The organism is Bacteriovorax sp. HI3, assembly GCF_059738875.1.
Map to the genome: position 1 here is coordinate 971,704 of NZ_AP026946.1, position 22,495 is coordinate 994,198.

Annotated in this window: 25 protein-coding genes; 13 read left to right on the forward strand and 12 right to left on the reverse strand. The window is 40.1% G+C overall.

Features of this window, described 5'->3' with window-relative positions; all coding sequences use genetic code 11:
* Positions 1–6: 6 nt before the first annotated feature.
* Positions 7–1,572 (reverse strand): carboxylesterase/lipase family protein, encoded by a 1,566-nt coding sequence (locus AC6JA8_RS04720; protein ID WP_497975997.1) that lies wholly within the window; start codon positions 1,570–1,572, stop codon positions 7–9.
* 280 nt (positions 1,573–1,852) lie between these two features.
* On the opposite strand from AC6JA8_RS04720, the gene AC6JA8_RS04725 reads away from it, so the two are divergent.
* Complete coding sequence (locus AC6JA8_RS04725; protein WP_497975998.1) at positions 1,853–3,553, forward strand: methyl-accepting chemotaxis protein; 1,701 nt, start codon at positions 1,853–1,855, stop codon at positions 3,551–3,553.
* 2 nt (positions 3,554–3,555) lie between these two features.
* On the opposite strand, the gene AC6JA8_RS04730 is transcribed toward AC6JA8_RS04725, so the two are convergent.
* Positions 3,556–4,326 carry a substrate-binding periplasmic protein gene (locus AC6JA8_RS04730; protein WP_497975999.1) on the reverse strand — a complete coding sequence of 257 codons (771 nt, stop codon included), beginning with the start codon at positions 4,324–4,326 and terminating at the stop codon, positions 3,556–3,558.
* A gap of 169 nt (positions 4,327–4,495) precedes the next feature.
* Between AC6JA8_RS04730 and AC6JA8_RS04735 the strand changes: the two genes are divergently transcribed.
* The 7 genes from AC6JA8_RS04735 (at position 4,496) to AC6JA8_RS04765 (ending at position 10,222) form a co-directional block, all read left to right on the forward strand.
* Complete coding sequence (locus tag AC6JA8_RS04735; RefSeq protein ID WP_497976000.1) at positions 4,496–4,975, forward strand: VOC family protein; 480 nt, start codon at positions 4,496–4,498, stop codon at positions 4,973–4,975.
* An 8-nt stretch (positions 4,976–4,983) separates the two neighbouring features.
* The gene (locus AC6JA8_RS04740) at positions 4,984–5,376 is read left to right on the forward strand and encodes a nuclear transport factor 2 family protein (RefSeq protein ID WP_497976001.1); all 393 of its coding nucleotides are present in this window, start codon (positions 4,984–4,986) and stop codon (positions 5,374–5,376) included.
* A gap of 255 nt (positions 5,377–5,631) precedes the next feature.
* Positions 5,632–7,599: a methyl-accepting chemotaxis protein gene (locus AC6JA8_RS04745; RefSeq protein ID WP_497976002.1), complete on the forward strand. Its 1,968-nt coding sequence runs from the start codon at positions 5,632–5,634 to the stop codon at positions 7,597–7,599.
* Positions 7,600–7,772: 173 nt separating this feature from the next.
* The gene (locus AC6JA8_RS04750; RefSeq protein WP_497976003.1) at positions 7,773–8,201 is read left to right on the forward strand and encodes a cold-shock protein; all 429 of its coding nucleotides are present in this window, start codon (positions 7,773–7,775) and stop codon (positions 8,199–8,201) included.
* 11 nt (positions 8,202–8,212) lie between these two features.
* Positions 8,213–8,503 carry a DUF6172 family protein gene (locus AC6JA8_RS04755; protein ID WP_497976004.1) on the forward strand — a complete coding sequence of 97 codons (291 nt, stop codon included), beginning with the start codon at positions 8,213–8,215 and terminating at the stop codon, positions 8,501–8,503.
* A gap of 7 nt (positions 8,504–8,510) precedes the next feature.
* On the forward strand, positions 8,511–9,296 hold the full coding sequence (locus AC6JA8_RS04760; protein WP_497976005.1) for a trypsin-like serine protease: 786 nt from the start codon (positions 8,511–8,513) through the stop codon (positions 9,294–9,296).
* 23 nt (positions 9,297–9,319) lie between these two features.
* Positions 9,320–10,222, forward strand: coding sequence for a M14 family metallopeptidase (locus AC6JA8_RS04765; RefSeq protein WP_497976006.1), 903 nt, complete (start codon positions 9,320–9,322; stop codon positions 10,220–10,222).
* Here AC6JA8_RS04765 and AC6JA8_RS04770 read toward each other — a convergent pair.
* From AC6JA8_RS04770 to katG, 3 genes are all read right to left on the reverse strand, one after another.
* A complete protein-coding gene (locus AC6JA8_RS04770) occupies positions 10,219–10,446 on the reverse strand; it encodes a hypervirulence associated TUDOR domain-containing protein (protein WP_142409930.1) in 228 nt (75 codons plus the stop codon). The genes AC6JA8_RS04765 and AC6JA8_RS04770 overlap by 4 nt on opposite strands.
* 9 nt (positions 10,447–10,455) lie before the next feature.
* Positions 10,456–12,021, reverse strand: a complete 1,566-nt coding sequence (locus tag AC6JA8_RS04775; protein WP_497976007.1) for a methyl-accepting chemotaxis protein — start codon at positions 12,019–12,021, stop codon at positions 10,456–10,458.
* A 178-nt stretch (positions 12,022–12,199) separates the two neighbouring features.
* On the reverse strand, positions 12,200–14,365 hold the full coding sequence (katG, locus tag AC6JA8_RS04780) for a catalase/peroxidase HPI (RefSeq protein WP_497976008.1): 2,166 nt from the start codon (positions 14,363–14,365) through the stop codon (positions 12,200–12,202).
* Between the two features lie 204 nt (positions 14,366–14,569).
* Here katG and AC6JA8_RS04785 point away from each other — a divergent pair, with 204 nt between their 5' ends.
* Complete coding sequence (locus AC6JA8_RS04785) at positions 14,570–15,019, forward strand: hypothetical protein (RefSeq protein WP_497976009.1); 450 nt, start codon at positions 14,570–14,572, stop codon at positions 15,017–15,019.
* 167 nt (positions 15,020–15,186) lie between these two features.
* Here the strand turns inward: AC6JA8_RS04785 and AC6JA8_RS04790 are convergent, their stop codons facing one another.
* Complete coding sequence (locus AC6JA8_RS04790) at positions 15,187–15,672, reverse strand: hypothetical protein (RefSeq protein WP_497976010.1); 486 nt, start codon at positions 15,670–15,672, stop codon at positions 15,187–15,189.
* Between the two features lie 207 nt (positions 15,673–15,879).
* On the opposite strand from AC6JA8_RS04790, the gene AC6JA8_RS04795 reads away from it, so the two are divergent.
* Entirely contained in the window at positions 15,880–16,389 is a 510-nt protein-coding gene (locus AC6JA8_RS04795; RefSeq protein ID WP_497976011.1) for a hypothetical protein, read from the forward strand.
* On the opposite strand, the gene AC6JA8_RS04800 is transcribed toward AC6JA8_RS04795, so the two are convergent.
* A complete protein-coding gene (locus AC6JA8_RS04800) occupies positions 16,390–16,875 on the reverse strand; it encodes a hypothetical protein (protein ID WP_497976012.1) in 486 nt (161 codons plus the stop codon).
* Positions 16,876–16,920: 45 nt separating this feature from the next.
* On the reverse strand, positions 16,921–17,466 hold the full coding sequence (locus AC6JA8_RS04805; protein WP_497976013.1) for a TetR/AcrR family transcriptional regulator: 546 nt from the start codon (positions 17,464–17,466) through the stop codon (positions 16,921–16,923).
* A gap of 119 nt (positions 17,467–17,585) precedes the next feature.
* On the opposite strand from AC6JA8_RS04805, the gene AC6JA8_RS04810 reads away from it, so the two are divergent.
* Positions 17,586–18,323 carry an SDR family oxidoreductase gene (locus AC6JA8_RS04810; protein ID WP_497976014.1) on the forward strand — a complete coding sequence of 246 codons (738 nt, stop codon included), beginning with the start codon at positions 17,586–17,588 and terminating at the stop codon, positions 18,321–18,323.
* 38 nt (positions 18,324–18,361) lie between these two features.
* On the opposite strand, the gene AC6JA8_RS04815 is transcribed toward AC6JA8_RS04810, so the two are convergent.
* Positions 18,362–18,901, reverse strand: coding sequence for an SRPBCC family protein (locus AC6JA8_RS04815; RefSeq protein ID WP_497976015.1), 540 nt, complete (start codon positions 18,899–18,901; stop codon positions 18,362–18,364).
* Between the two features lie 103 nt (positions 18,902–19,004).
* Between AC6JA8_RS04815 and AC6JA8_RS04820 the strand changes: the two genes are divergently transcribed.
* Positions 19,005–19,706: an SIR2 family NAD-dependent protein deacylase gene (locus AC6JA8_RS04820; RefSeq protein WP_497976016.1), complete on the forward strand. Its 702-nt coding sequence runs from the start codon at positions 19,005–19,007 to the stop codon at positions 19,704–19,706.
* An 8-nt stretch (positions 19,707–19,714) separates the two neighbouring features.
* Here AC6JA8_RS04820 and AC6JA8_RS04825 read toward each other — a convergent pair whose 3' ends face one another.
* Together AC6JA8_RS04825 and AC6JA8_RS04830 are read right to left on the reverse strand one after the other, a co-directional pair.
* A complete protein-coding gene (locus tag AC6JA8_RS04825; protein WP_497976017.1) occupies positions 19,715–20,005 on the reverse strand; it encodes a hypothetical protein in 291 nt (96 codons plus the stop codon).
* A gap of 47 nt (positions 20,006–20,052) precedes the next feature.
* Positions 20,053–20,820 carry a serine protease gene (locus AC6JA8_RS04830; protein WP_497976018.1) on the reverse strand — a complete coding sequence of 256 codons (768 nt, stop codon included), beginning with the start codon at positions 20,818–20,820 and terminating at the stop codon, positions 20,053–20,055.
* A gap of 306 nt (positions 20,821–21,126) precedes the next feature.
* Here AC6JA8_RS04830 and AC6JA8_RS04835 point away from each other — a divergent pair, with 306 nt between their 5' ends.
* A complete protein-coding gene (locus tag AC6JA8_RS04835) occupies positions 21,127–22,017 on the forward strand; it encodes a hypothetical protein (protein ID WP_497976019.1) in 891 nt (296 codons plus the stop codon).
* Between the two features lie 47 nt (positions 22,018–22,064).
* Here the strand turns inward: AC6JA8_RS04835 and AC6JA8_RS04840 are convergent, their stop codons facing one another.
* On the reverse strand, positions 22,065–22,478 hold the full coding sequence (locus tag AC6JA8_RS04840; RefSeq protein ID WP_497976020.1) for a hypothetical protein: 414 nt from the start codon (positions 22,476–22,478) through the stop codon (positions 22,065–22,067).
* Between the last annotated feature and the right edge of the window lie 17 nt (positions 22,479–22,495).

The window sequence follows — 22,495 nt, forward strand, 5'->3', positions numbered from 1 at the left end:
TATTGTTTAATCAACATTTGAAGTTGAAATTGTTTCATTAAAAAATAAACGCTTTTCTTTAAACGGCACTAAACTCCATGTCGGCCACTTTGGTAAATCGTCCGTTAGCTTCGCATTCGGATTCCCAAAATGAATGAAGTTTTTAAAATAAACACTCATTTCTTTTCTTAGTTTTTCACGAGAGGCCTTATTTTCTTCATTCCATGCAAAGTTAGCAAAACTCTTTTCTTCAGTTGTAAAGTTTCCTAAATAGAAAATAGCATCCAGTCCATGAAGAGCACCTAGGGCCTTATCCCACGGAGCGGGCAGGTGATCCCAGTTAAAATGATAGCGGTAGATATCTTTGTTATAAACTCTTAGAGAATTAAGAATTGAATCTTGAGTGGCGTGAAGAGAGGCACTTCCTGAATTCACCAGGAGTTTATATTGTCCTTCACTAATACTAATTAAGTCTTCAAAACGAACGGGCATGTCTGGATTGAGCATGTGAGTAAACAATTCCGCTGTATCCATTTTACTAAAACTTAAAAGCCCAACAGCTGAAAACTCGTCTTTAGTTGCTCCAACAATCATCGGCACATGGTTATACATTCCCAGAGTCAGGTCAATCCATCCACCGCTTGGAAGAACAACTCCATCAGAGTAGTGCTGAAAGGGGACGACGCCTGTATTTGCTTTGGCGATCATTTCTGCAGGAACAAGCTGTAAAAACTTTCTGACCCATTCAGGTGATTTGTCTTTTAAGAATTCTTCTCCATTAGAAGCGTATCCCATTTGCTCAATAAGCTTATACATAACTAAGCTGGCCTTTGCCGTCCCAACACTTGTTGGGTATGTATTGGGCAGACCGGCTGAGCAGATGGCCTTATGAAATAAATCTTTAGCAAGAGGAGACTGAATCAAACCCCAAACGTTCATACAGCCTGCAGACTGCCCGGCAATCGTCACGTTGTTGGCGTCGGCACCTAAAGCATCAGCATTATTTTTTACCCAGTTTAGCGCCTGGATTAAATCCAGAGTTGTAAAGTTGCCGGAATTATCAAGTGGGTTATCTGTTTGCAAAAGTGGGTGATAGAAAGCGCCGAAGTGCCCAAGGCGATAATTCACAGAAACATAAATGGCATCATTTGTACTTGCGAAGTATGCCCCATCGTAATTTGGATCAGTGGTAGTGCCTTTATCGTTACTTCCACCATGAATCCAGAAAAAGACTGGTCTTTTTTCGGTTGTCTTTTTTTGCGGCTTCCAGATGTTTAAGAATAAACAGTCTTCGCTTCCGATTACTTTACCTAGCTCATCCGGGCTTGTGACAGAAAAGACGTTTCCAACTTGCATACAAGATGACCCGAACTTTTTGGCATTGTAAGCAAAGATTCTTCTTTCGGCAGGTCTTGGGGCCTTAAATCTTAAACTGCCTGTTGGTGCTTTAGCGTATGGGACGCCCTTAAAGGAAATGGTTTGGTTCTTATCTAGAAGACCGATAACTTTTCCTTCTGTCGACTGAAATGACTCTGCCGCCATGGCAGAAAAGGAAATAAGCAGGGAAGTAAGGATAATAGCAGGTATTTTCATAGTCTCTCCGAGTATGAATTAGGCTAGCGTCCTGATTACCATTTGTCGAGTACTTAACTCCCATGCCACTTATATAGGGCATTATTAATTTTTATGTATGCTGAGATTTATAATTATTTTATCTAACAAACATAGCATTCTTCTATGCGCACTCCTCGTAATATCAATACTTGGCGACATTAAAAAAAATTAATTATTAAGATAACTAAAAATTTTTAGGGAGGTTCATAATTAATTATGCAGAGGCATTAAAACAAGGCTTCTTAGACTGGAGAAGAAAATGAGATTAAGTATAAAGTTAAAAGTTATCGGGACTGCAGCGATTGCGGTTGTCTTGTGTCTTCTCATTAGTTTATATGCCAACTGGAAGTCCAAAGAAAACATTGCAGTTTTTCATCATATAACATCGGTTAATCTCCCTAACATTCAAGTTTTAGCAACAATGGAGAAGTCTGGGGTTTTACTTGAAGCTGCCGCGAATATGCTCATTGGTTCACAGTACTCAGCTGATTCCTATAAAGAAGCGTCAGAGCAGTATGAAAAGGCCATTAAGCTCTATAGTGAGAATGCTAAAAAGTATGAGTCTTTACCGTTTGTTGAAGGCGAAGAGGTCGTGTGGAAAAAATTTCAATCTGAATTCTGGCAAGTGTATGCACAAGATGTCAAAAAAATTATCGATCTCTCAGGTACTGGAAAGGCCAGTGACATTACAGCTAGAGACGATTTCGCCAAAGCAAACTGGAAAAATATTGTCGAAAAAAGAGATAAGGAATTTGATACCCTTATAAATTTTCAGGAAAATGAAATCAATTTAAAATCCGGTCACGCGATCGAAGAAGCCAACTTGTTGTCATGGTTAGTTCCTTTGATACTAGTTGTGGCCGGAGCCATTAGTATATTTCTCGCTTATCTTCTAGGGGCACAAATTGCAAAGGCCTTATTAACAATTACAAATAAAGTTAAGAGCTCAAGTGAGTTAGTTGAAAATTCCTCGACTCAAATTGCAGCTTCTTCAGAACAACTTTCTCAGGCCAACGTAGAGCAGGCGGCTTCTCTTCAGGAAACATCATCATCTATTGAGGAAATTAATTCGATGATCTCTGCTAATACTGAAAATGCCAGAAAGTCTTCAGACCTATCGGAAAAAAGCTTATTAACGGCAGAGAAAGGGAAAAAGAAAGTTGATCAAATGATTGTTGCTATCGATGCGATTAACGCCAGCAACAGTGAAATTGTTAAGCAAATCGATGAGACTAATGCTGAAATTGAAAATATCGTTAAGATCATCAATGATATTGGGAATAAAACAAAGGTTATCAATGACATTGTTTTCCAGACAAAACTCTTATCTTTTAACGCTTCTGTTGAAGCGGCCCGTGCAGGTGAACAAGGTAAAGGGTTCTCTGTTGTTGCGGAAGAAGTTGGGAATCTGGCAGCGATGAGTGGTGCCGCTGCTTTAGAGATTACAAAAATGCTTGAAACAAGCACAAAATCAGTAGAAAGTATTGTGAGAAACTCCAAAGAGAAAATTGGTAAGCTCATTGTTAACGGTCAAGAAAAAGTAGAGACAGGGACGCTGGTAGCGAATGAATGTGGAGAGGCACTCGAAGAAATCGTCCAATCAGTTTCAACAGTATCGAAAATGATTGGAGAAATTTCGACAGCAACCCAGGAGCAGGCACAAGGGGTGCAGGAAATTACAAAAGCAGTGGCCCAATTGGATCAAGTGACTCAAGAGAATTCTTCTACTTCTGCACAGGCTGCCAATGCTGCTGATGAACTCTCTCAACAGGCCCAGATCTTAAGTCAATTAGTGAGTGATTTATTGGTCAATGTTGAAGGTCGTGAAGATAAAGTGGCCAATCTCGAAAAAGTAAATCACAACGTTATTCCTATGGCAAAAAAAGCACCGGTTATGAAATCTCTAAAAGTGAGTAATGGCTTTCCTTCTGCAAACGACGGCAGATTTACTGATGTCTAATTTTAGTGATTAGGCGCTAAGGAGACTCTAGGATCAAAGGAAAGTTTGTAGTCTTTATTGATCTTTTTAATAATCCCTTCATAAGAAAGTTGTGAAAGGGATTCCTGGATGGCCTTTTTGACTGAGTCATTCTTGTATTTTAAAGAGAAAGCAAAATAGCCCTGCATAAAGCTAAAAGGTTTTTTGGTTTTGATGAAGTGATCCTTATTTTCTTTTTGCTCTAATGCATCCTCAGCGTTTCTTTCATTGGCAAGCAGTAGATCGGCCCTTCCAAGGGCAAGCATCCTAAAAGCTGTTTCAATGTCATTGGCCTCGACGATAGTCAGTTTGTCTTTGATTTCATCAAACTTTATCCCGTAGACCCAGCCTTTAATCGTTAGAATCCTTTTCGTTTTTAAAAGATCAAGACTCTCATTCCAGACAAAAGGTTTGTCTTTCGTGGTGTAGAAAACCATATTGTCTGTGTAAAAAGGAGTTGAGAGGAAGTCCATTTGTTTTTCACGCTCAGGAGTGCGATAAGGCCCGATAAGAATGTCGGCCCTGCCTGTTGAGATTAAGTATTGAGCGCGATTCCATGGATAAATGGCGTATTCGATCTGAAGATTTTTTTTAGCTGCAACTTTCTTTAGTAAATCAACTGCCACACCATGAAAATCCCCACTAGTATCAGTTTCAAAAATTTTGTTGAAATGAGTCCCAACAACTTTGAGTTTTTCAGCACGGGCAGGCATTGCAATGAACAGTGTCACAACAAAGAGAAATAGTCTGTACATTCGATGTCCCGGCATTGACGCGCTGTAAATTAATAGTATTTACAGATATCATAGCAGAGATCGCAACTGATAAAAGAAAAATTTAGCAAAAAAGTTGTATTGCATACTGGCTATCAAAATCCTATCAAGGCCTATATTCTTGTTTATGAGAAATGAACAGGAGATCTCTATGGCAAACCCTAAAAACCTCATCTGCTTAATGTATGATAAAGGCGCTGAAGAAGCCGCCCACTTCTATGCGAAAGTATTTCCCAATAGCAGCGTCGGAGCTGTTCACCGCGCGCCTACAGATTACCCGATGGGGAAAGCTGGAGATGTTTTAACGGTAGAGTTTACCGTTTTAGGGATTCCATGTGTTGGCGTAAATGGTGGAACTTATTTTAAGCACAGTGAAGCTTTCTCATTTCAAATCGCGACAGATTCACAAGAAGAGACTGACCGTTATTGGAATGCGATTGTTGAAAATGGTGGACAAGAAAGCCAATGTGGTTGGTGTAAAGATCGCTATGGTATTTCTTGGCAAATCACTCCTCGCACTTTGACGGAAGCGATGGCTCGTGGAGGAGCTGAGGCGCAACGTGCTTTTACGGCGATGATGAGTATGAAAAAAATTGATGTCGCTAAAATTGATGCTGCCAGGAAGGGGTAGGATCAATCATGACAAAAACTGAAATCGTAAAGACTATTTATGCAGGAATTAACAGTAACAATATTCCTGCTATTTTAGAGTTCTGTGCTCCTGATATTGTACGAATCGAGCCCGCAGGTTTTCCAAGCACTGGCACTTACCGAGGCCACGCTGAACTTGCGGCGCACGTAGTGAAAGGGCGTGATACATGGGCCGAGGGTGCCTGTGAGCCTGAAAGTTTTCAAGTCGCAGGAGAAAAGGTCATTGCTTTCTTGCATGTAAAAGTACGATTAAAAAACCATCAGGATTGGATTGATGCCCGCATCGCTGATGTTTTTACATTCCGCGATCATAAAGTCATTGAAATGCGAACATTTGCAAAGAGTGAAGAGGCCATTAAGTGGATTCAGGAAAAATATTGATTTAACCTGTCAGGCATTGAGTATTTATTAGTACAGAATTATCCTCAGAAATCGAAGAAATTGGCCAATGCCTACCTTGAAAAATCTTCTGATGAATATTATAAAAACCTTCTTTTAAGCTCAGATAATATTGTCGAAAAACTCAAATAAAAAAGCCGAGCATTTTTGTTCATGCTCTCTTTGAGGATATCTTAAGTCAAATTTTACTTATATTCCCCGATAAAATAAGCCTAAGACTTTATTGGGGATACTTTTATGCTAAAGAATAAGCACCTGCGCACGCGTATGGCCTTTGCCATTATATCAGTCATCACACTGATCCTAGTGGCCATGACAGTATACAACTATAAAAAATCTTCTGCTTTGATTCAGGAAGAGGCCTTTGGAAAGGCAAATTACCTGGCCTTGAATTACGCTAAAAATATCGAATCTGATATTAATGAAGCTTTTTCAAAGGCGCGCAGCCTTGCTTCAACTTTGACGAGAATGAAAGAAAAAGAAATCGTTTCAAACCGTGATGTGGTTGTTGAGATGATTAGTGATATTGTTAAAAGTAAAAAAGATTTCTATTACGGTTCAGGAACATTCTGGGAGCCAAACGCCTGGGATGGAAAAGATCACGAGCATGCTAAGAAATATGGGGCTGAAGACAGCGGTCTTTTTGGTTATTGGTATCGCAAAGATGGGAAAGGGGATTATGTTCTTGATCCAACAACTGCAGAGCAGGCAGTTAAAATGTACAAACCAGGCGATGGTGACTGGTATTTAATTCCAATGCAATCCAAGAAAGAATCGATGATCGAGCCTTACGAGTACACCACAAACTCTGGGGATAAGATGGTTTTGACGTCTCCATCAGTACCTATCCTTTTAAATGGGAAATTTTTAGGAATCACCTCAGTTGATATCACTTTAAACTCCGTGATTGATCTGATTAACTCTATCAAGCCTTACGATGTCGGGTATGCGATGTTGATTGCCAGTGATGGAAATGTTGTCTCTCATCCCAATAAAGACCTGGTCATGAAGCCGCTTGCTGATGAGCTTATGAAAGGGCTAATTAAAAAATCAAATGAAGAAAAGAAAGTTGAAGACTCTCTTTCAGCAGATGGAAAAGATTATATTGTAAGCGCCCCAATTAAGCTGGGAGAGTCGGGAAAGTACTGGTCTTTAATTGTCATTATCCCTGTCGATAAAGTGTTAGCAGGCTCAATAACTTTGGCGAAAACTCAAGTTCTCTTTTCGATCCTTGCCTTGATTATTGTTTCTCTCATTATTTATTTTCTGGCCCAATCAATTGCTAAACCATTATCTCTTTCTTCGGATTCAGTTCACCAAACGGGAATTGATTTGTATGCCAACTCTGAAAAATTAATGAAGGTGTCTGAGAGTTTATCTAGCTCATCAACGGAGCAATCGGCAGCTCTGGTTGAAACTGCAACGGCGATGGATGAGATCAATGCCATGGTTCAGGCCAACACGTCTGCGGCCAGAAGAGGAAGAGAGGCTTCGCAGGATTCAAGAAGTGCGGCAATGGAAGGAAAAAACGCCACAGAAGAAATGATTCGCTCTATTCAAGAAATCCGTGAATCGACCAATAAAATTTCTGAGCAAACCAATAGATCAAATATTGAGGTTCAGGAAATTTTAACGATCTTCCAGGCGATCTCTGATAAAACGAAAGTGATTAACGACATTGTTTTTCAAACTAAGCTCCTGTCGTTTAATGCTTCGGTAGAAGCTGCCCGTGCCGGTGAACAAGGAAAAGGTTTTTCTGTTGTCGCAGAAGAAGTTGGTAAGCTTGCTGAAATGAGCGGACACTCTTCAACCGAAATTTCTGATTTATTGTCTTCAAGCACTGAAAAAGTAGAACAGATTATCCAAAAGAACAAAGCTGCGACTGAGGGGCTGGTAGTAGAGGCCAACCAAAAAGTAAAAGTGGGAATTCAAACTGCAGAAGTTTGCACCGAGGCCCTGGAAAAAATCATTACTGGCTCAGATCAAGTCGCACAGCTAGTAGAAGAGATTTTCTCAGCTTCTGAACAACAGGCCGCAGGGGTGGCCGAAGTAAGTAAGGCCATCGCTGAACTTGAAGTTCAGGCACAGTCTAATTCAACACTTGCCCAGGAAGCCGCCACATCAGCACAAATTGTTAATCAGAAGTCTGATGCCCTTAAAACTGTTGCTGGTGAATTGAGATCAGTGATTGAGGGGCAAAGTTAAAAGCAGACTCGAGAGGCGTAGAGAGCACTTTTAGTAGCCAAGTTCACGTTTTTAGGAGGGGCCTCGCGACCTCGTTCCTTGCTCGATTAAACGAAGTCACTTTAATCTCTTTTATTCATGACTATCCTCGTAAATTGGCGTAGATTCCCCCAAAATCAATCTCAGGAATTCCCATGAAAAAAGTAAGAGTCCAACTCGTTAGATATGACATGACTAAAACTCAAAAGCGCAATCGCAAAGATATGCTGGTCGATGAGCAAACCGAAGATGCAGTTATCGCACAACTTGAAAAAATCCATAAAGGTGAAGAAGTCGTAAAGATTCACGAGATTATCTGGGATGATAAACAAATCAAAGAAGTAAATCGCCAAAATAAAATTGAACAAAGACACATGTTCACTGGACAAGTAAAATTCCTGGACCTGGAAAAAGGTTTTGGTTTTATCCGCCCGGATGAAGACATGGACGATCTATTCTTTCATAAGTCTGCTTGCGAAGACGGAGTTCCTTATGACGGAGATAGAGTTATCTTCAAAATCAGTAAGAGACCAAAAGGTCTATCTGCGATTCACGTGAAGATTCTAACTGAAGATAAAGAATAAAAGAGGACTTAATGAAAAAAGAATTTAAACTAACTGACCCTAAAAAAGCTCCAGCAAGACAAGTTGATTATGTAAAACACGAAATCAATAAGTACCTCGCTCGTGAGAGAAGAAAGACTCCGAAAGAAGGCGCTGACTACTGGGACTTTGATTGTAAGCTTGGCAAAGACAAAGACTCTGCTGTTGTGATTCAGGTTTCAGAAATTAATAAAGCGATTGATAAAGTCGTAAGCGACAATGCAGAGAGTTTTTATATCGAAGTCCTGGCAAAACCGGGATACAAAACCAAGAAAGTAAAATAACGATCCTATGAAATTCATCCTGTGCATTTGTTTTAGTTTTTTCTCTCAATTTGCATGGGCCATCGTTGATGGTACGCCAATTACTGATTCAGCTTTTCGCCAATCTGTGGCCTTAGTTTACAAAAAAGATCCAACCCAAAAGACTGGTGAAATTTACTGTAGCGGTACTTTAATCGGCCCAAGAGTTGTCATAAGTGCAGCTCACTGTATTTCTTCAGGTGCAAAGGCAATGAAAGTCTCTGTAGAGACTTTTAAGAGTCAGACCTGGGTTTATATGGGGGAGACTGAGAATGCCCCTGATCTGCCAATGGTTACACCTCAATTTAAAAACACAAAGGTTGTCGTTCATCCAATTAACGATTCTATTTACAGCGATATTGTTTTGATTGAATTAGACCAAGACGTCGATTTAAAAAAATGGAATATCAATCCTGCCTCGCTTTTAATTCCTACCAAAGAACTCTTGGGGAAAGAATTGATCCACATTGGTTACGGCCAAATTACAAATGATGGTGTGAAAGGGAATAAGGCCTTGTTTCGTCTACCTCTTAAAGAACTCAACGGCTATAACGGCCTGGGAGTTGGAGAGATGCGTGGAAATGGCCCGGGTGCCTGCCACGGTGATTCTGGAGGGAGTGCCTACATGAATGACCAAAAAGGTAACCTTCGTTTTGTGGGTGTTGAGTACGCTGTGTCTAATCATCCATGTGGTTTTAGTGCAACTTTCTTTGTTCCACTTAATGAGAAAATTATTGATTGGATAAAGAGTTTAAACCGTCCTCTTTTTCTTTAGTTTTTTTGTGATAGACTTTTTTCATGAAAAAAGAAAATGTACGCACACCATGGGGACCAGCAGAAAAAGAAAGCTGGTTTAAAGAACAAACAATCAAACGTTCATACAATGATGAGGTCGTGACTAAAATCATGAAACTCAAAGAGAGTTATGATGTTTCTCAATACGGGGCCCTTTCTTTAAATGCACAAAAATATCCTGTCTTCTTGATCAAAAGCAAGAATTTTGACCCAGCTAAAAAAACAGTTCTGATTACAGGTGGAGTTCACGGATATGAAACAAGTGGTGTCCATGGAGCTCTTCTTTTCATGGAGAAATATGCCTCTGATTACACAGATACATTCAACTTCATTTGCACACCATGTGTGAGTCCCTGGGGATATGAAACGATCAATCGCTGGAACAATCTTGCGATTGATCCAAACCGTTCTTTCTACGCCAATAGCCCGGCGGAGGAGTGCAGTCTCTTTTTAAAGGCCATTGCAGATCAAAAAACTTCTATCTTTGTTCATTTTGACCTTCATGAAACAACGGATACGGACAACTCTGTTTTTAGACCGGCCCTGGCAGCTAGAGATGGAAAAGAAGAAAAGTTTTCAGAAATCCCGGATGGTTTTTATGTTGTTGGTGATACCTCTAATCCACAAAAAGGATTTCAAAAGGCAGTCATTGATGAAGTAAGAAAAGTCACTCACATTGCTCCTGCCGACGAAGAGGGAAATCTCATCGGTGTAAAAATGGAAGATGATGGAGTGGTTTATTACGATATGAAGAAGCTCTTCTTGTGTGGAGGTTTTTCAGACGCTCAGTATTCAACAACGACTGAGGTTTATCCAGATAGCCCGAAAGTCACAGCTGAAAATTGTAACCTTGCTCAGGTCGCAGCCGTTAGAGGCGGATTGAATTACGTTAAGAGCAGAATTTAATCAGCTTTTTGTAATTCTGTGTGAAGTTTTAAAGCGATATTGCCCGCTTCCGATTTGACTTGGTAAGCAGGCTTTTCAACTGAGCCGTTGCGTTTAATTCTTGAGCCTTTGATGATTTTTTCAATCGGAGCGAAATGAACTTCTTCAACTTGTCCTTTAATCGTTCCACCGGCCCATTTCCATGTTACTTTATCGCCAACTGAATAAGGTTTATTCTTTTCCATAAGTTTACTTTACACCTGTTGCCCTTTGACAAGCAATAGAAGTTTATTGGCCCCACTATTAATCGTATTGGAAAGTTCTAAAACTTGTGACGCTGTTGTCGAAACGCGCTCTGAAGCTAAAGAGTTCTGTCCCGTAACTTCATCAATTTGCCCCATGGCCTTGTTAACTTCACTAATTCCTTGCGATTGTTCTTTTGAAGCATTGGCAACTTCAACAACTAAAGATTCAGCTGTTTGAGATGAATGGTTAATTTCATTCAAGAGGGTATTGCAGTATTCGGCCTTCTCATTACCTATTTCAATTTTTTCTTTTCCATCTCGCATAAGTGAGTCAATTTCTAATTTAGTAGATGTCACAATGTCATTTACTTTTTTGATACTTGAATCTAGCTCAGATTTAATTTCATTGGCCGCATTTCCACTCATTTGCGCTAAATTACCAATTTCTTGCGCAACGACAGCAAAGCCTTTTCCTTGTTCACCAGCTCTCGCTGCCTCTACAGATGCATTAAAAGAGAGAAGTTTTGTTTGGAAGACGATATCGTTGATGATTTTTGTTTTTTCTGCAATGTTGGTAATAACATTGGCCATCTCATTTAGTTCAGTGTTGTTTTTGTCAATAAATTGATTAAGTGATTCGTTGTTCTTGCTGATTTCATTCATGGCGATAAGCATTTCATGAATTGCTTTCTGACCGGCCTTCACAGAGTTTAAACTTTCTAAAGAAGATATTTTGGCATTGTTAGCATTATCAGAGTTCTTGCTGATCATAGCGCTGATTTCTTCGATGCTGGCAGCTGTCTCTTGAACTGCAGCCGCTTGTTCTGTTGCACATGAAGAAAGCTCTTCACTCAATGAACTCATTGAGTCAGCTGAAGAGATTAGTTTGGGAGTCGTCGCACTTAGCTCTTCACTCACATTGATGATCTGGAGAGTGAGATTTTTAATAAATTTAAAACTGAAGATAGAATAAATGACGAGAACTATCATTGGGAAGTAGATAGCAATCTTGAAAATTAAAGAGAGAGTGTCAGAAATTTTCTCAATTTCTTTCGCAAAATTATTTGTAGCCTCATTTAAGAAGGAGTCTACTTTTTGTTGAAGATCTAAGGATGCTTGATCAAAGTTCGGCATAAAAGTGTTACCTGCCTTTGTACCTTCTTTGATATAGAGATTTGCCATTCTTACACCCGTAGAATAATAAACTTCAGAAAATTTTTTAATTTCCTCCAGCTTGGCAATCATTGCGGTATTATTTTCTTTAGCTGCTAGTTCATTTTCTTCCTGGAGATTTTTAAGAAGCTCTTCGTAGTTTTTTTTTGCTTCTTCGAGTCCGTCATCCAGGCCATCTTCGCCTCTCGTTGCACCAATATCAGAGAGGTACTGTTGAATTTGAACGACATGTAATTTTGTTTTTTGAGATAGACGGTAATGTGTAAAATTTATTTTGACGTCTTTAACGTTGTAGGTGTTGATTTGATAAAGATAGTAAATAACTACAGATGCAAATGAGATAAAGAACATAAAAGCAATAAACTGACCGAAAGCGATTTTTTTCCCTAGGGATAGTGACATAAAATATTCCATGTGTGCATTTTGTGTATAATGACAAATAGGATATCTGATTCCTGGAAAAAACATAGTTTGATCGAGAGGATTTAGAAAATAGTGTTTGGGGATTCAATCAAATTTTCACACAGGCAAATTAAGAAATGGGCCAGGAAGAATAGGAGATTCTCCCTGGCAAGAAAAATTATTTAAATGAGGGATCTAGGTCAAATCTATCCAGCTCCATTACTTTAACCCAAGCTTTCACAAAATCTTCCACAAACTTCTCTTTCCCATCTGCCGAAGCATAAACTTCAGCGAGGGCACGAAGCTGAGCATTTGATCCAAAGACCAAATCCACTCGAGTTGCTGTCCATTTCTTTGTGCCAGACTTGCGCTCTTTTCCTTCAAAAAGCTGCTCATCTTTATCGATCGCTTCCCAGCGAGTGTTCATATTAAGAAGATTCACAAAGTAATCGTTTGAGAGTACTCCAACCTTATCAGTAAAGACCCCATGATTAGATCCGTCTGAATTCGTTCCCAAAACTCTCATCCCACCAATAAGCGCAGTCATCTCTGGTGCCGTTAGAGTTAAGAGTTGGGCCTTGTCGATTAAAAGCTCTTCAGCACTCAGGCTGTATTTCTTTTTCAGGTAGTTTCTAAAGCCATCAGCGATCGGCTCCAGGACTTCAAATGAATGAGCATCTGTTTGTTCTGCAGATGCGTCCATTCTTCCTGGTCTAAAAGGAACAGTAACTTTATGACCAGCATCTGCGGCAGCTTTTTCAATAGCAGCACATCCTGCCAGGACAATCATGTCAGCAAGAGAGACTGGCTTTCCAAATTCCTTGCGAACCTTTTCTAAGATTTCCAATTCTTCTTTTAAAAGTTTTGGACGATTGGCCTCCCAAGTATTTTGCGGAGCAAGTCTTACGCGTGCTCCGTTTGCACCACCGCGCTTATCAGATCCTCTGTAAGAAGAAGCTGAAGCCCATGCAACTGAAACCAGTCTTGAGACCGATAGTCCAGAAGCTAAGATTTTATCTTTTAGCGTTTTGATATCTGCCTGCCCAATGAGTTGGTGATTCACTGCTGGAATCGGGTCTTGCCAGATTAGGTCTTCTTTTGGAACTTCTTTTCCAAGGTAGCGAACCTTTGGTCCCATATCTCTATGAGTAAGCTTAAACCACGCTCTTCTAAATGATTCAGCAAACAATTGTGGATCAGCGTGGTACTTGCGAGCGATTTTTTCGTAAATAGGGTCCATCTTCATGGCCATATCTGCAGTCGTCATCATCGGTGCATGTTTTTTCTTCGGGTCGTGAGCATCTTCAACTAATGTATCTGTTGCGCGATCTTTCGGACGCCATTGGTGGGCACCGGCCGGAGATTTTGTTAATTCCCAGTCATAGTTTAAAAGCATATCAAGATAACCAGAATCCCATTTTGTTGGGTTTGGTTTCCATGCTCCTTCAATACCACTTGTTGTGGCATCTACACCGTGACCAGTTTGGTAAGCATTTTTCCAACCTAAACCTTGATCAACAATATTTCCTGCCGCTGGTTCACGACCAACGTGTTTCGCATTTCCTGCCCCGTGAGCTTTCCCGAAAGTGTGTCCACCGGCAACGAGTGCAACAGTTTCTTCATCATTCATCGCCATACGAGCAAATGTTTCACGAATATCGCGGGCCGATTTTATTGGGTCTGGATTTCCACCAGGTCCTTCTGGGTTTACATAGATAAGTCCCATTTGAATGGCCGCTAGAGGGTCATCCATTTTTTTGTCTTCAGTGATACGAGTGTCTCCCAACCATTTATCTTCTGATCCCCAGTAAATATCTTCTTCAGCTTCGTAAATATCTACGCGACCACCCCCGAAACCAAATGTCCCAAGGCCCATTGATTCAAGAGCGCAGTTTCCTGCAAGAACCATTAAGTCTGCCCATGAAAGTTTCTTTCCGTATTTTTGTTTTACTGGCCACAGAAGCATGCGCGCCTTATCCAGGTTGGCGTTGTCAGGCCAGCTGTTAAGAGGAGGGAAGCGCTGACTTCCAGAACCTGCACCTCCACGGCCATCACCAGTTCTATATGTACCAGCACTATGCCATGCCATTCTGATAAAAAGGGGTCCGTAGTGACCGTAGTCAGCTGGCCACCAATCTTGTGAATCTCTCATGAGTGCATTGATATCTTTTTTTACTGCATCGAGATCGAGCTTTTTAAACTCTTCGGCGTAATTGAATTTTTCTCCGTATGGATTTGATTCAGTCGTGTGCTGGTGAAGCACGTTGATATTGAGCATATCCGGCCACCAGTCTCTGTTGGTAATTCGTCTTCGGTTGTTTTCTTTTTCTGTCGTACTGCTCATAAATCATCCTCCATAAATTTTTTTAAATTATAGTTTTTTTATTTATTGGAGAGCAAATAGTTTAAATTGATTAGGGTATAGGAATACTCCTTTTGCGTAGGGTTATTACTCATAATGCCTATGAAAAGAGGCAATGTTTTTTAGCTATTTCAGGTAGATAGGGGATTTTTTGGATGTGTCCTCTTTTATCATTAGAATAGGGGGATGAAGTTTGAGTTAGAAAAATACGCCTTTAAGACCAGGAGTTTGCCCAACTCAAAAAACATCCGAAGATACCTGGATTGCCTGATGTATTACATGGCCGTCCTTGCGGCTTATAACTTGATAACGATTTGTTTGGTCTATGATGATTTCACACCGAGGTTTCCGGCGCTTTTTGTGCTCGCGATCCCAGTGCTCTTTTTTTACACCTATCACACTTTGGAAAATGAATTCAAAAACGTCACACGCGATACAGTGAAAGATGTTATCACTTACATTCGTTTGAAGCAGACGCAGTCACTGATTGAAACACTTGAAGAGAATCCAGAAATTTTGCAAGGCTCATATAAGAAAAAGAGTCTGCTTTACTGGGCCAGACATCACAAAAATTTGGAAGCGAATTCAATTATTATTGATTTGATGAAAAAACAAAGGAAGGCACATTCAAATTAATGAATGTGCCAGCGAAAATTAAAAATTCTTAATGAGAATAATTTTTAAGACCCTTCTGAACCGACTGGGTCCTTTGTCATAACCACACTCACAGGCATTTGTTTCTGTATTGAACTCTTCTTTTCCACATTGTGGGCATGTAATATAGGCCATAAATCCTCCTTTGTTTATTTTTGGCTTGAAGGAATTCGTGCAGGGATCAAGTCATATACTGAAAGTGCTGTTTTAAATTCTTTTAGATCCATCGAAGCAAGCTTTTTTACGGCCATCATATGCTCTTGATCATTAATTTTTTTATAATAGAGAGCTTCATCAATACTAGTTTGGGTGAGCTTCTTGTTCTTTTCAAACAACTCAACATTTTTCTTTGTCACATAATAATTAATCTCTTCGGCCCCTGTTGCACCTCCGACTGGAGCCCATAAAATAGAGGCTGGCCAGAAGAGAAGATTGACGATTCCAAGTCCAACATTGCCGTTGTAAAAATCACCAAAACCAGGGAGAATATTAAGAGCAGCAGCCGTTCCTGGGCTTTTTTCTTGAACTTCCAGATTGCTTGCTTGCCATTCCTTTAACTCTGATTTTTGTTGAGAGTTTAAAGAGGCACAAGACGCTAAAGTCATAAGTAATAAAATACTGAAAATTCTTTTCATTTGTTTCTCCTAAAAACACGCGATGATACCATGGTTATTTCTATCGGAATTCTAGTGGATTCATTTTAGCCTCCATCTAAAAATTGAACACATATTTTAATGAGAATATATATAAATAAGGCACTTACCATGTACTGGCTGACTTAAGAGAGTGACAACTATTTGAGGTTAGCTTGACTCAAATCCTCATTCGATTAGAATATTTTAATGAATAAAATTTTGATAATTCTTGCCTTACTGACATCACTTATTTCCTGCGCCTCTGCCTCTCGCAGTTCAGACCAAGACAAAATCGACAATGAGACAGAGATTTTGGATCGAGCAGAGTCCAATGCCACACCAGGCGGAAGAAAAATCCTCGAGGTTTCCAGATCAATGATCGCCGATCAAGATGTCGTAGTTGGTGGCTGTTGGGATTATATCAATGCCGTTTACGACCGCGCTGGATACCCGTCAAATCAAAGAATCACTGTGTATAAAAGTAAATTTGAAGGTCCTTATGCCAAGACTGAAACCTTTGAAGCAGGGGATTGGTTGTATTTTGTTAATCACTCATATAGAGATATCGAGCATAGTGCGATTTTTGTCGCCTGGATTAATGAAGCGAAGAAAGAAGCTCTGATGGTGAATTACATCGGTGGAAAAAAGAAGAAGCCGGGGTCATATAAGAGATTTATTTTAGATAACGTCTACAATGTCTTTAGGACTCGAGAGTAATCACTTTTTACAAAAGCGCTCACAACCTTTTTCAGAGTCCGCTCCGCGGGCCCCAAAAATAGTTGCCTCATAGTCTTTCTTTTCAAAAGAAGTATTCTTCGAGCAGTCACTTGCATCCTGAAGTTCTTTATACCATCCCACTAAAACAGCAGACTGATAATCCAGTTTCTGAGCGATATAACAGCCGGCCAGGCAATGGCGGATTTTATCGTTGGTCTTTTTTGAGCGGGCAAAGCTATTGGCTTCATTAGCGACTTTTTCAATTTCTGCCAGCATCTGCCAACCGGGAAGAGTCGGCTGAATTTTAATCCAGTCTTTGGCATCCATTCCTGATTTAGGGTCTTTTTCTAAAGGATCACATTGCAGGGCCTTTTCATAAACGTGTTCTACTTTTTTTTGAAAGAATGCTTTAGCGATACTGTCACCAAAATCGGCATGCGAGGAAGTAGAAGAAAGGATAAAAAGAAGGAACAGGCTTTTTTTCATTCTCTTATGTTAATCGAGAATTAAAAAACCTGCCATGCTTATGTATTAAGACTTTTTAAGGATGTCTATAAAGGCCAGCAATTCCTTTTCCAGGTCATCTGGTTTGTGATTGCAGGCCTTAAGGCTCAGCCCGGTTGCAAAATTCAACAATAAGCTAGTCAGTAGTTCTGGATTCCTAACTTTTTCAGCCTTGATGTTTTTAAAGATCATTTCTTGGACTTCGATCGAGTTTTTTTCTAGAAGTTGTTTCGCCTTTGTTGGAATGATGGCGTACTCTCTAGCTGTATAGGCCATAAAACATCCTTTCTGGCCTTTGCAGTGAAGTTTGTCTTTGAAATAGTTCTCAATATTGTGCCAGCCAAGTGGATCTGCTTTTAAGAAAACGTAGAGGGGATTGTTGTCGTGGTATCTTCGTAAGCTTTCAAGATAAATATCGTCCTTATCTTTAAACTCAGAATACAGACCAGACTTATTCACACCTGTTGCTTTTTCCAGATCGGATAAAGATGTGTCAGCGTAACCTTTCTTCCAGAAAAGTTGGATAGCTGAATCTAAGACATCTTCGCGATTAAAGGCTTTTAAGCGTCCCATGTGCTTAATATATCATAAAAAACCGTTCGGTTCAATATTTTTGTTGCAATCGTTTTTTAAAGGAGTATATTTTGAACCAATCGGTTCAGAATTAAGAACCCTCAAATAAGGAATGAATTATGTCTAAATTAGCTAATAAAATCGCTCTTGTTACTGGTGGAAACTCAGGTATTGGTCTGGCAACTGCCAAGCTTTTTAAAGAGCAGGGGGCGCAAGTGATTATCACTGCCCGCTCAAATGAAACTTATGAAAAGGCTAAACTTGAATACGGAGCGCAGTTTGATATCGTTCAAGCCGATGTTAGTAAGATTGCCGATATTGAGCGCCTTTTTGGGCATATTAAAACGAAGTACGGAAAGTTCGACATTCTTTTTGCCAATGCGGGAGTTGCAGGATTTGCACCAACACTAGAAGTGACTCCAGAGTATTTCGACAATCAATTTAATACCAACGTTAAAGGTCTTTACTTCACAGTGGCCAGAGCGATTCCACTTTTAAATAAAGGAAGCTCTGTCGTCCTGACTGCTTCAGTTGTGGCCAGTAAAGGGTTTGCAGGTTCAAGTGTGTACTCTGCAACTAAAGCAGCAGTAAGAAATTTTGCTCGCAGCTGGACAGCGGAATTTCCAGTTGAAGATATTCGCTTCAATGTTTTATCTCCAGGGCCAATCCAAACACCAATCTTTGATAAAATGGGATTACCTCAAGAAGGTCAGGATCATTTAGGTGGGTCGACTCCAATTAAGCGATTAGGGAAGGCAGAAGAGATGGCAAAAGCAGCACTTTTCTTGGCAAGTGAAGATTCAAGTTATGTTGTGGGTGCAGAACTTATGGCCGACGGTGGATTTGGCCAGATTTAATATATATGTGTCCCCGCTTTTTAGAGCGGGGACTTTTATTAATTACTTTCTAAAAGTTTTTTCATTTTATCTAATGATGAACTCCATCCATTCACGCAATCATCATGTTCCGATTCTGGAATTCCTTCATGAACTAATTGGATCTCAGTTTTATTTTCACCAAGGCTTGTGAATTTCACAGAATAAATAAGTGTTTCCTCTGCGTTCTCCCAAGCTTCGCCCATACCAGCTTCTTGGGCAGAGATAGGGCGACCATTTTGGTCAGCAAATTGGTCTGTACAGACGATTAATTCGTTAGGGAAAATTTCCTTATATATCCCTGTGCTCCAGACAACTTGCCCTTGTGGGTCTTTCATCGCAAAAAGATATTTGCCGTCGATTTTAAAATCTAATTTTGCAGTAGGGCATGAAAAACCATAAGGCCCCCACCATTCTTTAACCATTTCTGGATCTGACCATGCCTTCCACACGTTTTCGACGGGGGCATTGAACGTTTTTGTCACTTCCACAAAAGGAGTGTTGAAGTGTGAATGAAATTGTGGTGACGTCGAATCTAGTTTGTCGGTTGTTTGTGCCATTTTTTACTCCCTGGTTTTAATTAACCATAAAAGAGTATGCAAGAATGATGTCATCTTTATTGTGCATTGCCAGTGATAGCAAGGCTGCCTTAAAATAGTGATCATGAAGTACACCAATATCGTGATTCTTACCGGCGCCGGGATTTCTGAAGAGTCTGGCATCCAAACTTTTCGTGGAGCTGATGGGCTTTGGGAAAATCATCGCATTGAAGAAGTGGCCCATCCAATGGCCTTTCAAAAAAATCCGGAACTCGTTCATCGTTTTTATAATGAAAGAAGAAAGAAACTTCAGGCCCCCGAGATAAAACCAAATGCCGCACATCTGGCCTTAAAAGAACTTGAGGACAATTCGTTTGCTCATTTTCTTCTCGTCACTCAGAATGTCGATAATCTTCACGAAAGAGCAGGGGCTGAAAAAGTTGTTCACATGCATGGGGAAATCATGAAGGCCCGCTGTCTGTCATGTGAGAAGTCTAACGAACATTTTGAAGATATGACTCTCTCATCTGTGTGCAAGAGTTGTGGGACTAAAGGAAGGCTTCGCCCGGACATTGTGTGGTTTGAAGAAGCAGTGATGCATATGAAAGAGATTATGGAGCATCTTCGTTTGTGTGATCTTTTCATTTGCATAGGAACAAGCGGGCAAGTTTATCCGGCCGCAGGATTTGTCGATATGGTTCCTCTGGATTGCAGAACGGTAGAAATCAATTTGGTGTCAACGCAGATTAGCCCACTTTTTAAAGAGCATTATTATGGGAAGGCTTCGGCCGAAGTTCCTCGTTTTGTTGAGTCACTACTGAAATAAAGAGATCACTATCTAGTTTTTTTATTCGCTTCGCAAGCAGTGAAAGTTGCACTACCTTTGCCACCAAGGTTGTCAGCACAATTTGCAGGGACAGTGTTTTCTGTGGGTGCAACAATCGCAGGAGCTTTTAGTGAGTTTTTCTTATCTGTTGAAATAGTATTTGGATATCCTGAAGCAGCGCCAGGTAAGCCTCTAATCTGCTCTTCGGCATTGATCGGAGAGTGGGGATCAGGCTTTTGTGTTGTTTGAGAAAAAGCGTTGAAAGCAAAAAAGAGAGAAACGATTAAGAAACTTTTCATAAAGTGCTCCTTAAAAATATTCTCTCTCTGATTAGTGTCAATGGCAATTATTTATTAATTGTTTCCATAATCCATGGGTAAGCAAAAGCGACGTTCGCGTATAACCCATATAGATTAGGGCGGGCACAGCCATTACCCCAGCTGATAACTCCAGCAAGGATTGGTTTGGCATCAGCTCCCATGATCGTAAATGGTCCACCACTATCGCCCTGGCATGAATCTTTTTTTCCAGCAGCGTATCCAGCAGGGATCATCGCTTCTTCTACTAAACCTTTGTAAGCGTTTTCAGCGTTGGCCACTTCACGACTTACAATCGGAAGTTCAACATACATAAGCAGATTAGATGAACTTCCGCCTTCTCTGACTGAACCCCATCCCATGGCCATTGCTTTTGTTCCAGGTTCAATCGCACCTTGCTCAACAAGTGTTGGAGTTAAAAGATCGATTGCTTTAAGCCCCATGTTTTCAAAATGAATAGCGTACTTCAATTCGATTAAGACAAAGTCGTGGCTGTATGTTTTTGGATTATACTTTGGATGTGGGTATGCTTTTTTTACTTCAAGTTTAATTCTTTCTTTCGACTTCAGGTTGATGTGTCCTGCTGTCACGTAACGGCTGATAACTGGTTGGCAGTGAGCTGCTGTTAAAATCCACTTAGCGGCAATAATACTTCCAGCACATCCACCACCAAGGCTTACGATGTGTGATGTTTCTAGCACAGCTGGATCGACAAAATCTCCACCAACAATTTTATCATTGGCAAAAAGTGAATTAGTAAGAGAGAAAAGAAGACATAAAAGAAAAGTTTTTTTCATTGCAGGGCACCCGGTTTTTTTCGTAAGACTATAACGAAAAGATACTTTCTTGAAAACGCCGAATTCAGTTAATGTTTTGTTAATCTACTAAAATGGTTTATACACGGCCAAGTAAATAGCACTACTTGCCAGAGCGAAAATAATAACGATGTTGGCCATGCCTCCAAACATAGTCGCTTTTTTAGAAGTGGTATCCTTACCAAATTAAGACTCAAGTCTTCAATTTTTTTGCCTTCGTCAAATAGAGTTTAGATTGGCCGCGATTTCTAGCAAAATGGGCATGTCCCTCCCTACCAAGGTTATTGCATGAAATTTTCTTTTCTCTTCATTGCTTTCTTCCTGATTGCTTTCAACACATTTGCCGGAGACGCCACAGGGGCCACAGGTTTTTATATCTCCAACGATATGACGACCTATCAAGCTTCAGATGTTTCCAAACTTTTAAATCAACTGACAGTTGAATCACCAGACAAGAATATTCTTTTTTATGTACATGGTAGAAGCCATACACTGGAAAAAGAATGGAATAACATTAACAAGGTTGAGCAGATCTATAATGTGCGCGTGTTAATGCTTCACTGGGATTCGTGGAATAATGCTTTAGGGCGCCCGGTGGATAACACATATGAAGGAAGCAGGCAATTAGACCTCGGTCTGCATGAAGTTTATCGTTTTAAAAAGAATGATGCTGAATTTTTTAAAGACCACAAGATGTTTTTAATGTTTCACTCAATGGGGAATATTGTTCTTAAAAATTATCTTGAGAAGTCTAAAAACGATATTCAAGACCCTAGCTTTTTTGATTCCATTATTCTAACGGGAGCAGACACTCCTTTTACTGGACATAAAAAATGGCTTTCAACTCTTAATATGTCTCATGATGTTTATGTCGTAACCAATAATAAAGATGCTGTTCTTCTTGCTTCTGTTGGACACGACTACACGGAGATTGACCTTGCTTCTAAAAATGATGACCGCTTAGGGCTTGGAAGAGGATTTGATAACCTGCTTTTCCTTAACACTCGAATTGCAGCGAATGCTTTATACTTCGATGTTTCGGGGCTCGCTGGTTCTGAACACCGCCACTATTTAAGTAGCAATCAAGATATTGAAGATTTATTTCATTTCATGTTTAAGGAAAAATTTGATCAGATTCCAATCAAGTATAAAGAGAAGAAAAATTATTATAGATTTTAATAAAAGAAGAAGCAGGCAGACGAAAATATCATCTGCCTGCTTTGGAATTAGTTTCTAGATGAAATTTCTCTTTGGATCGCGCTGAAGTTTGAGTTCACACAACTGATGAACGAGTAGTCCAAAGTCTTGCGGTCAAAGTTCATACACGATTGCATCCATACTGTGTTTTCAAGTTGGCGTTGAGCCTCTCTAAAACCGTTATTCACACAGCTCGTGAATCCATAATCCACTTCCTGGCCGAAGTTCATACAGTGCTGGAAGAATCCTCCCGTCACGCGAGAAATCGAAGAGAAGTTTGAGTTTACACAGCTCTGGAAAGAGTAGCTTACACCTGTGCCGAAATGGCTACAGTACTGAAGAAAGATAGGAGCTTTTTCGTTTTCTTGAACGACTTCTGGAGTTTGGGCAGAAGCCAGAGAGGTGAAACCGAGAAGAAGCGCAAGGGATAATAATCTTTTCATTTTATAACCTCCGAGAA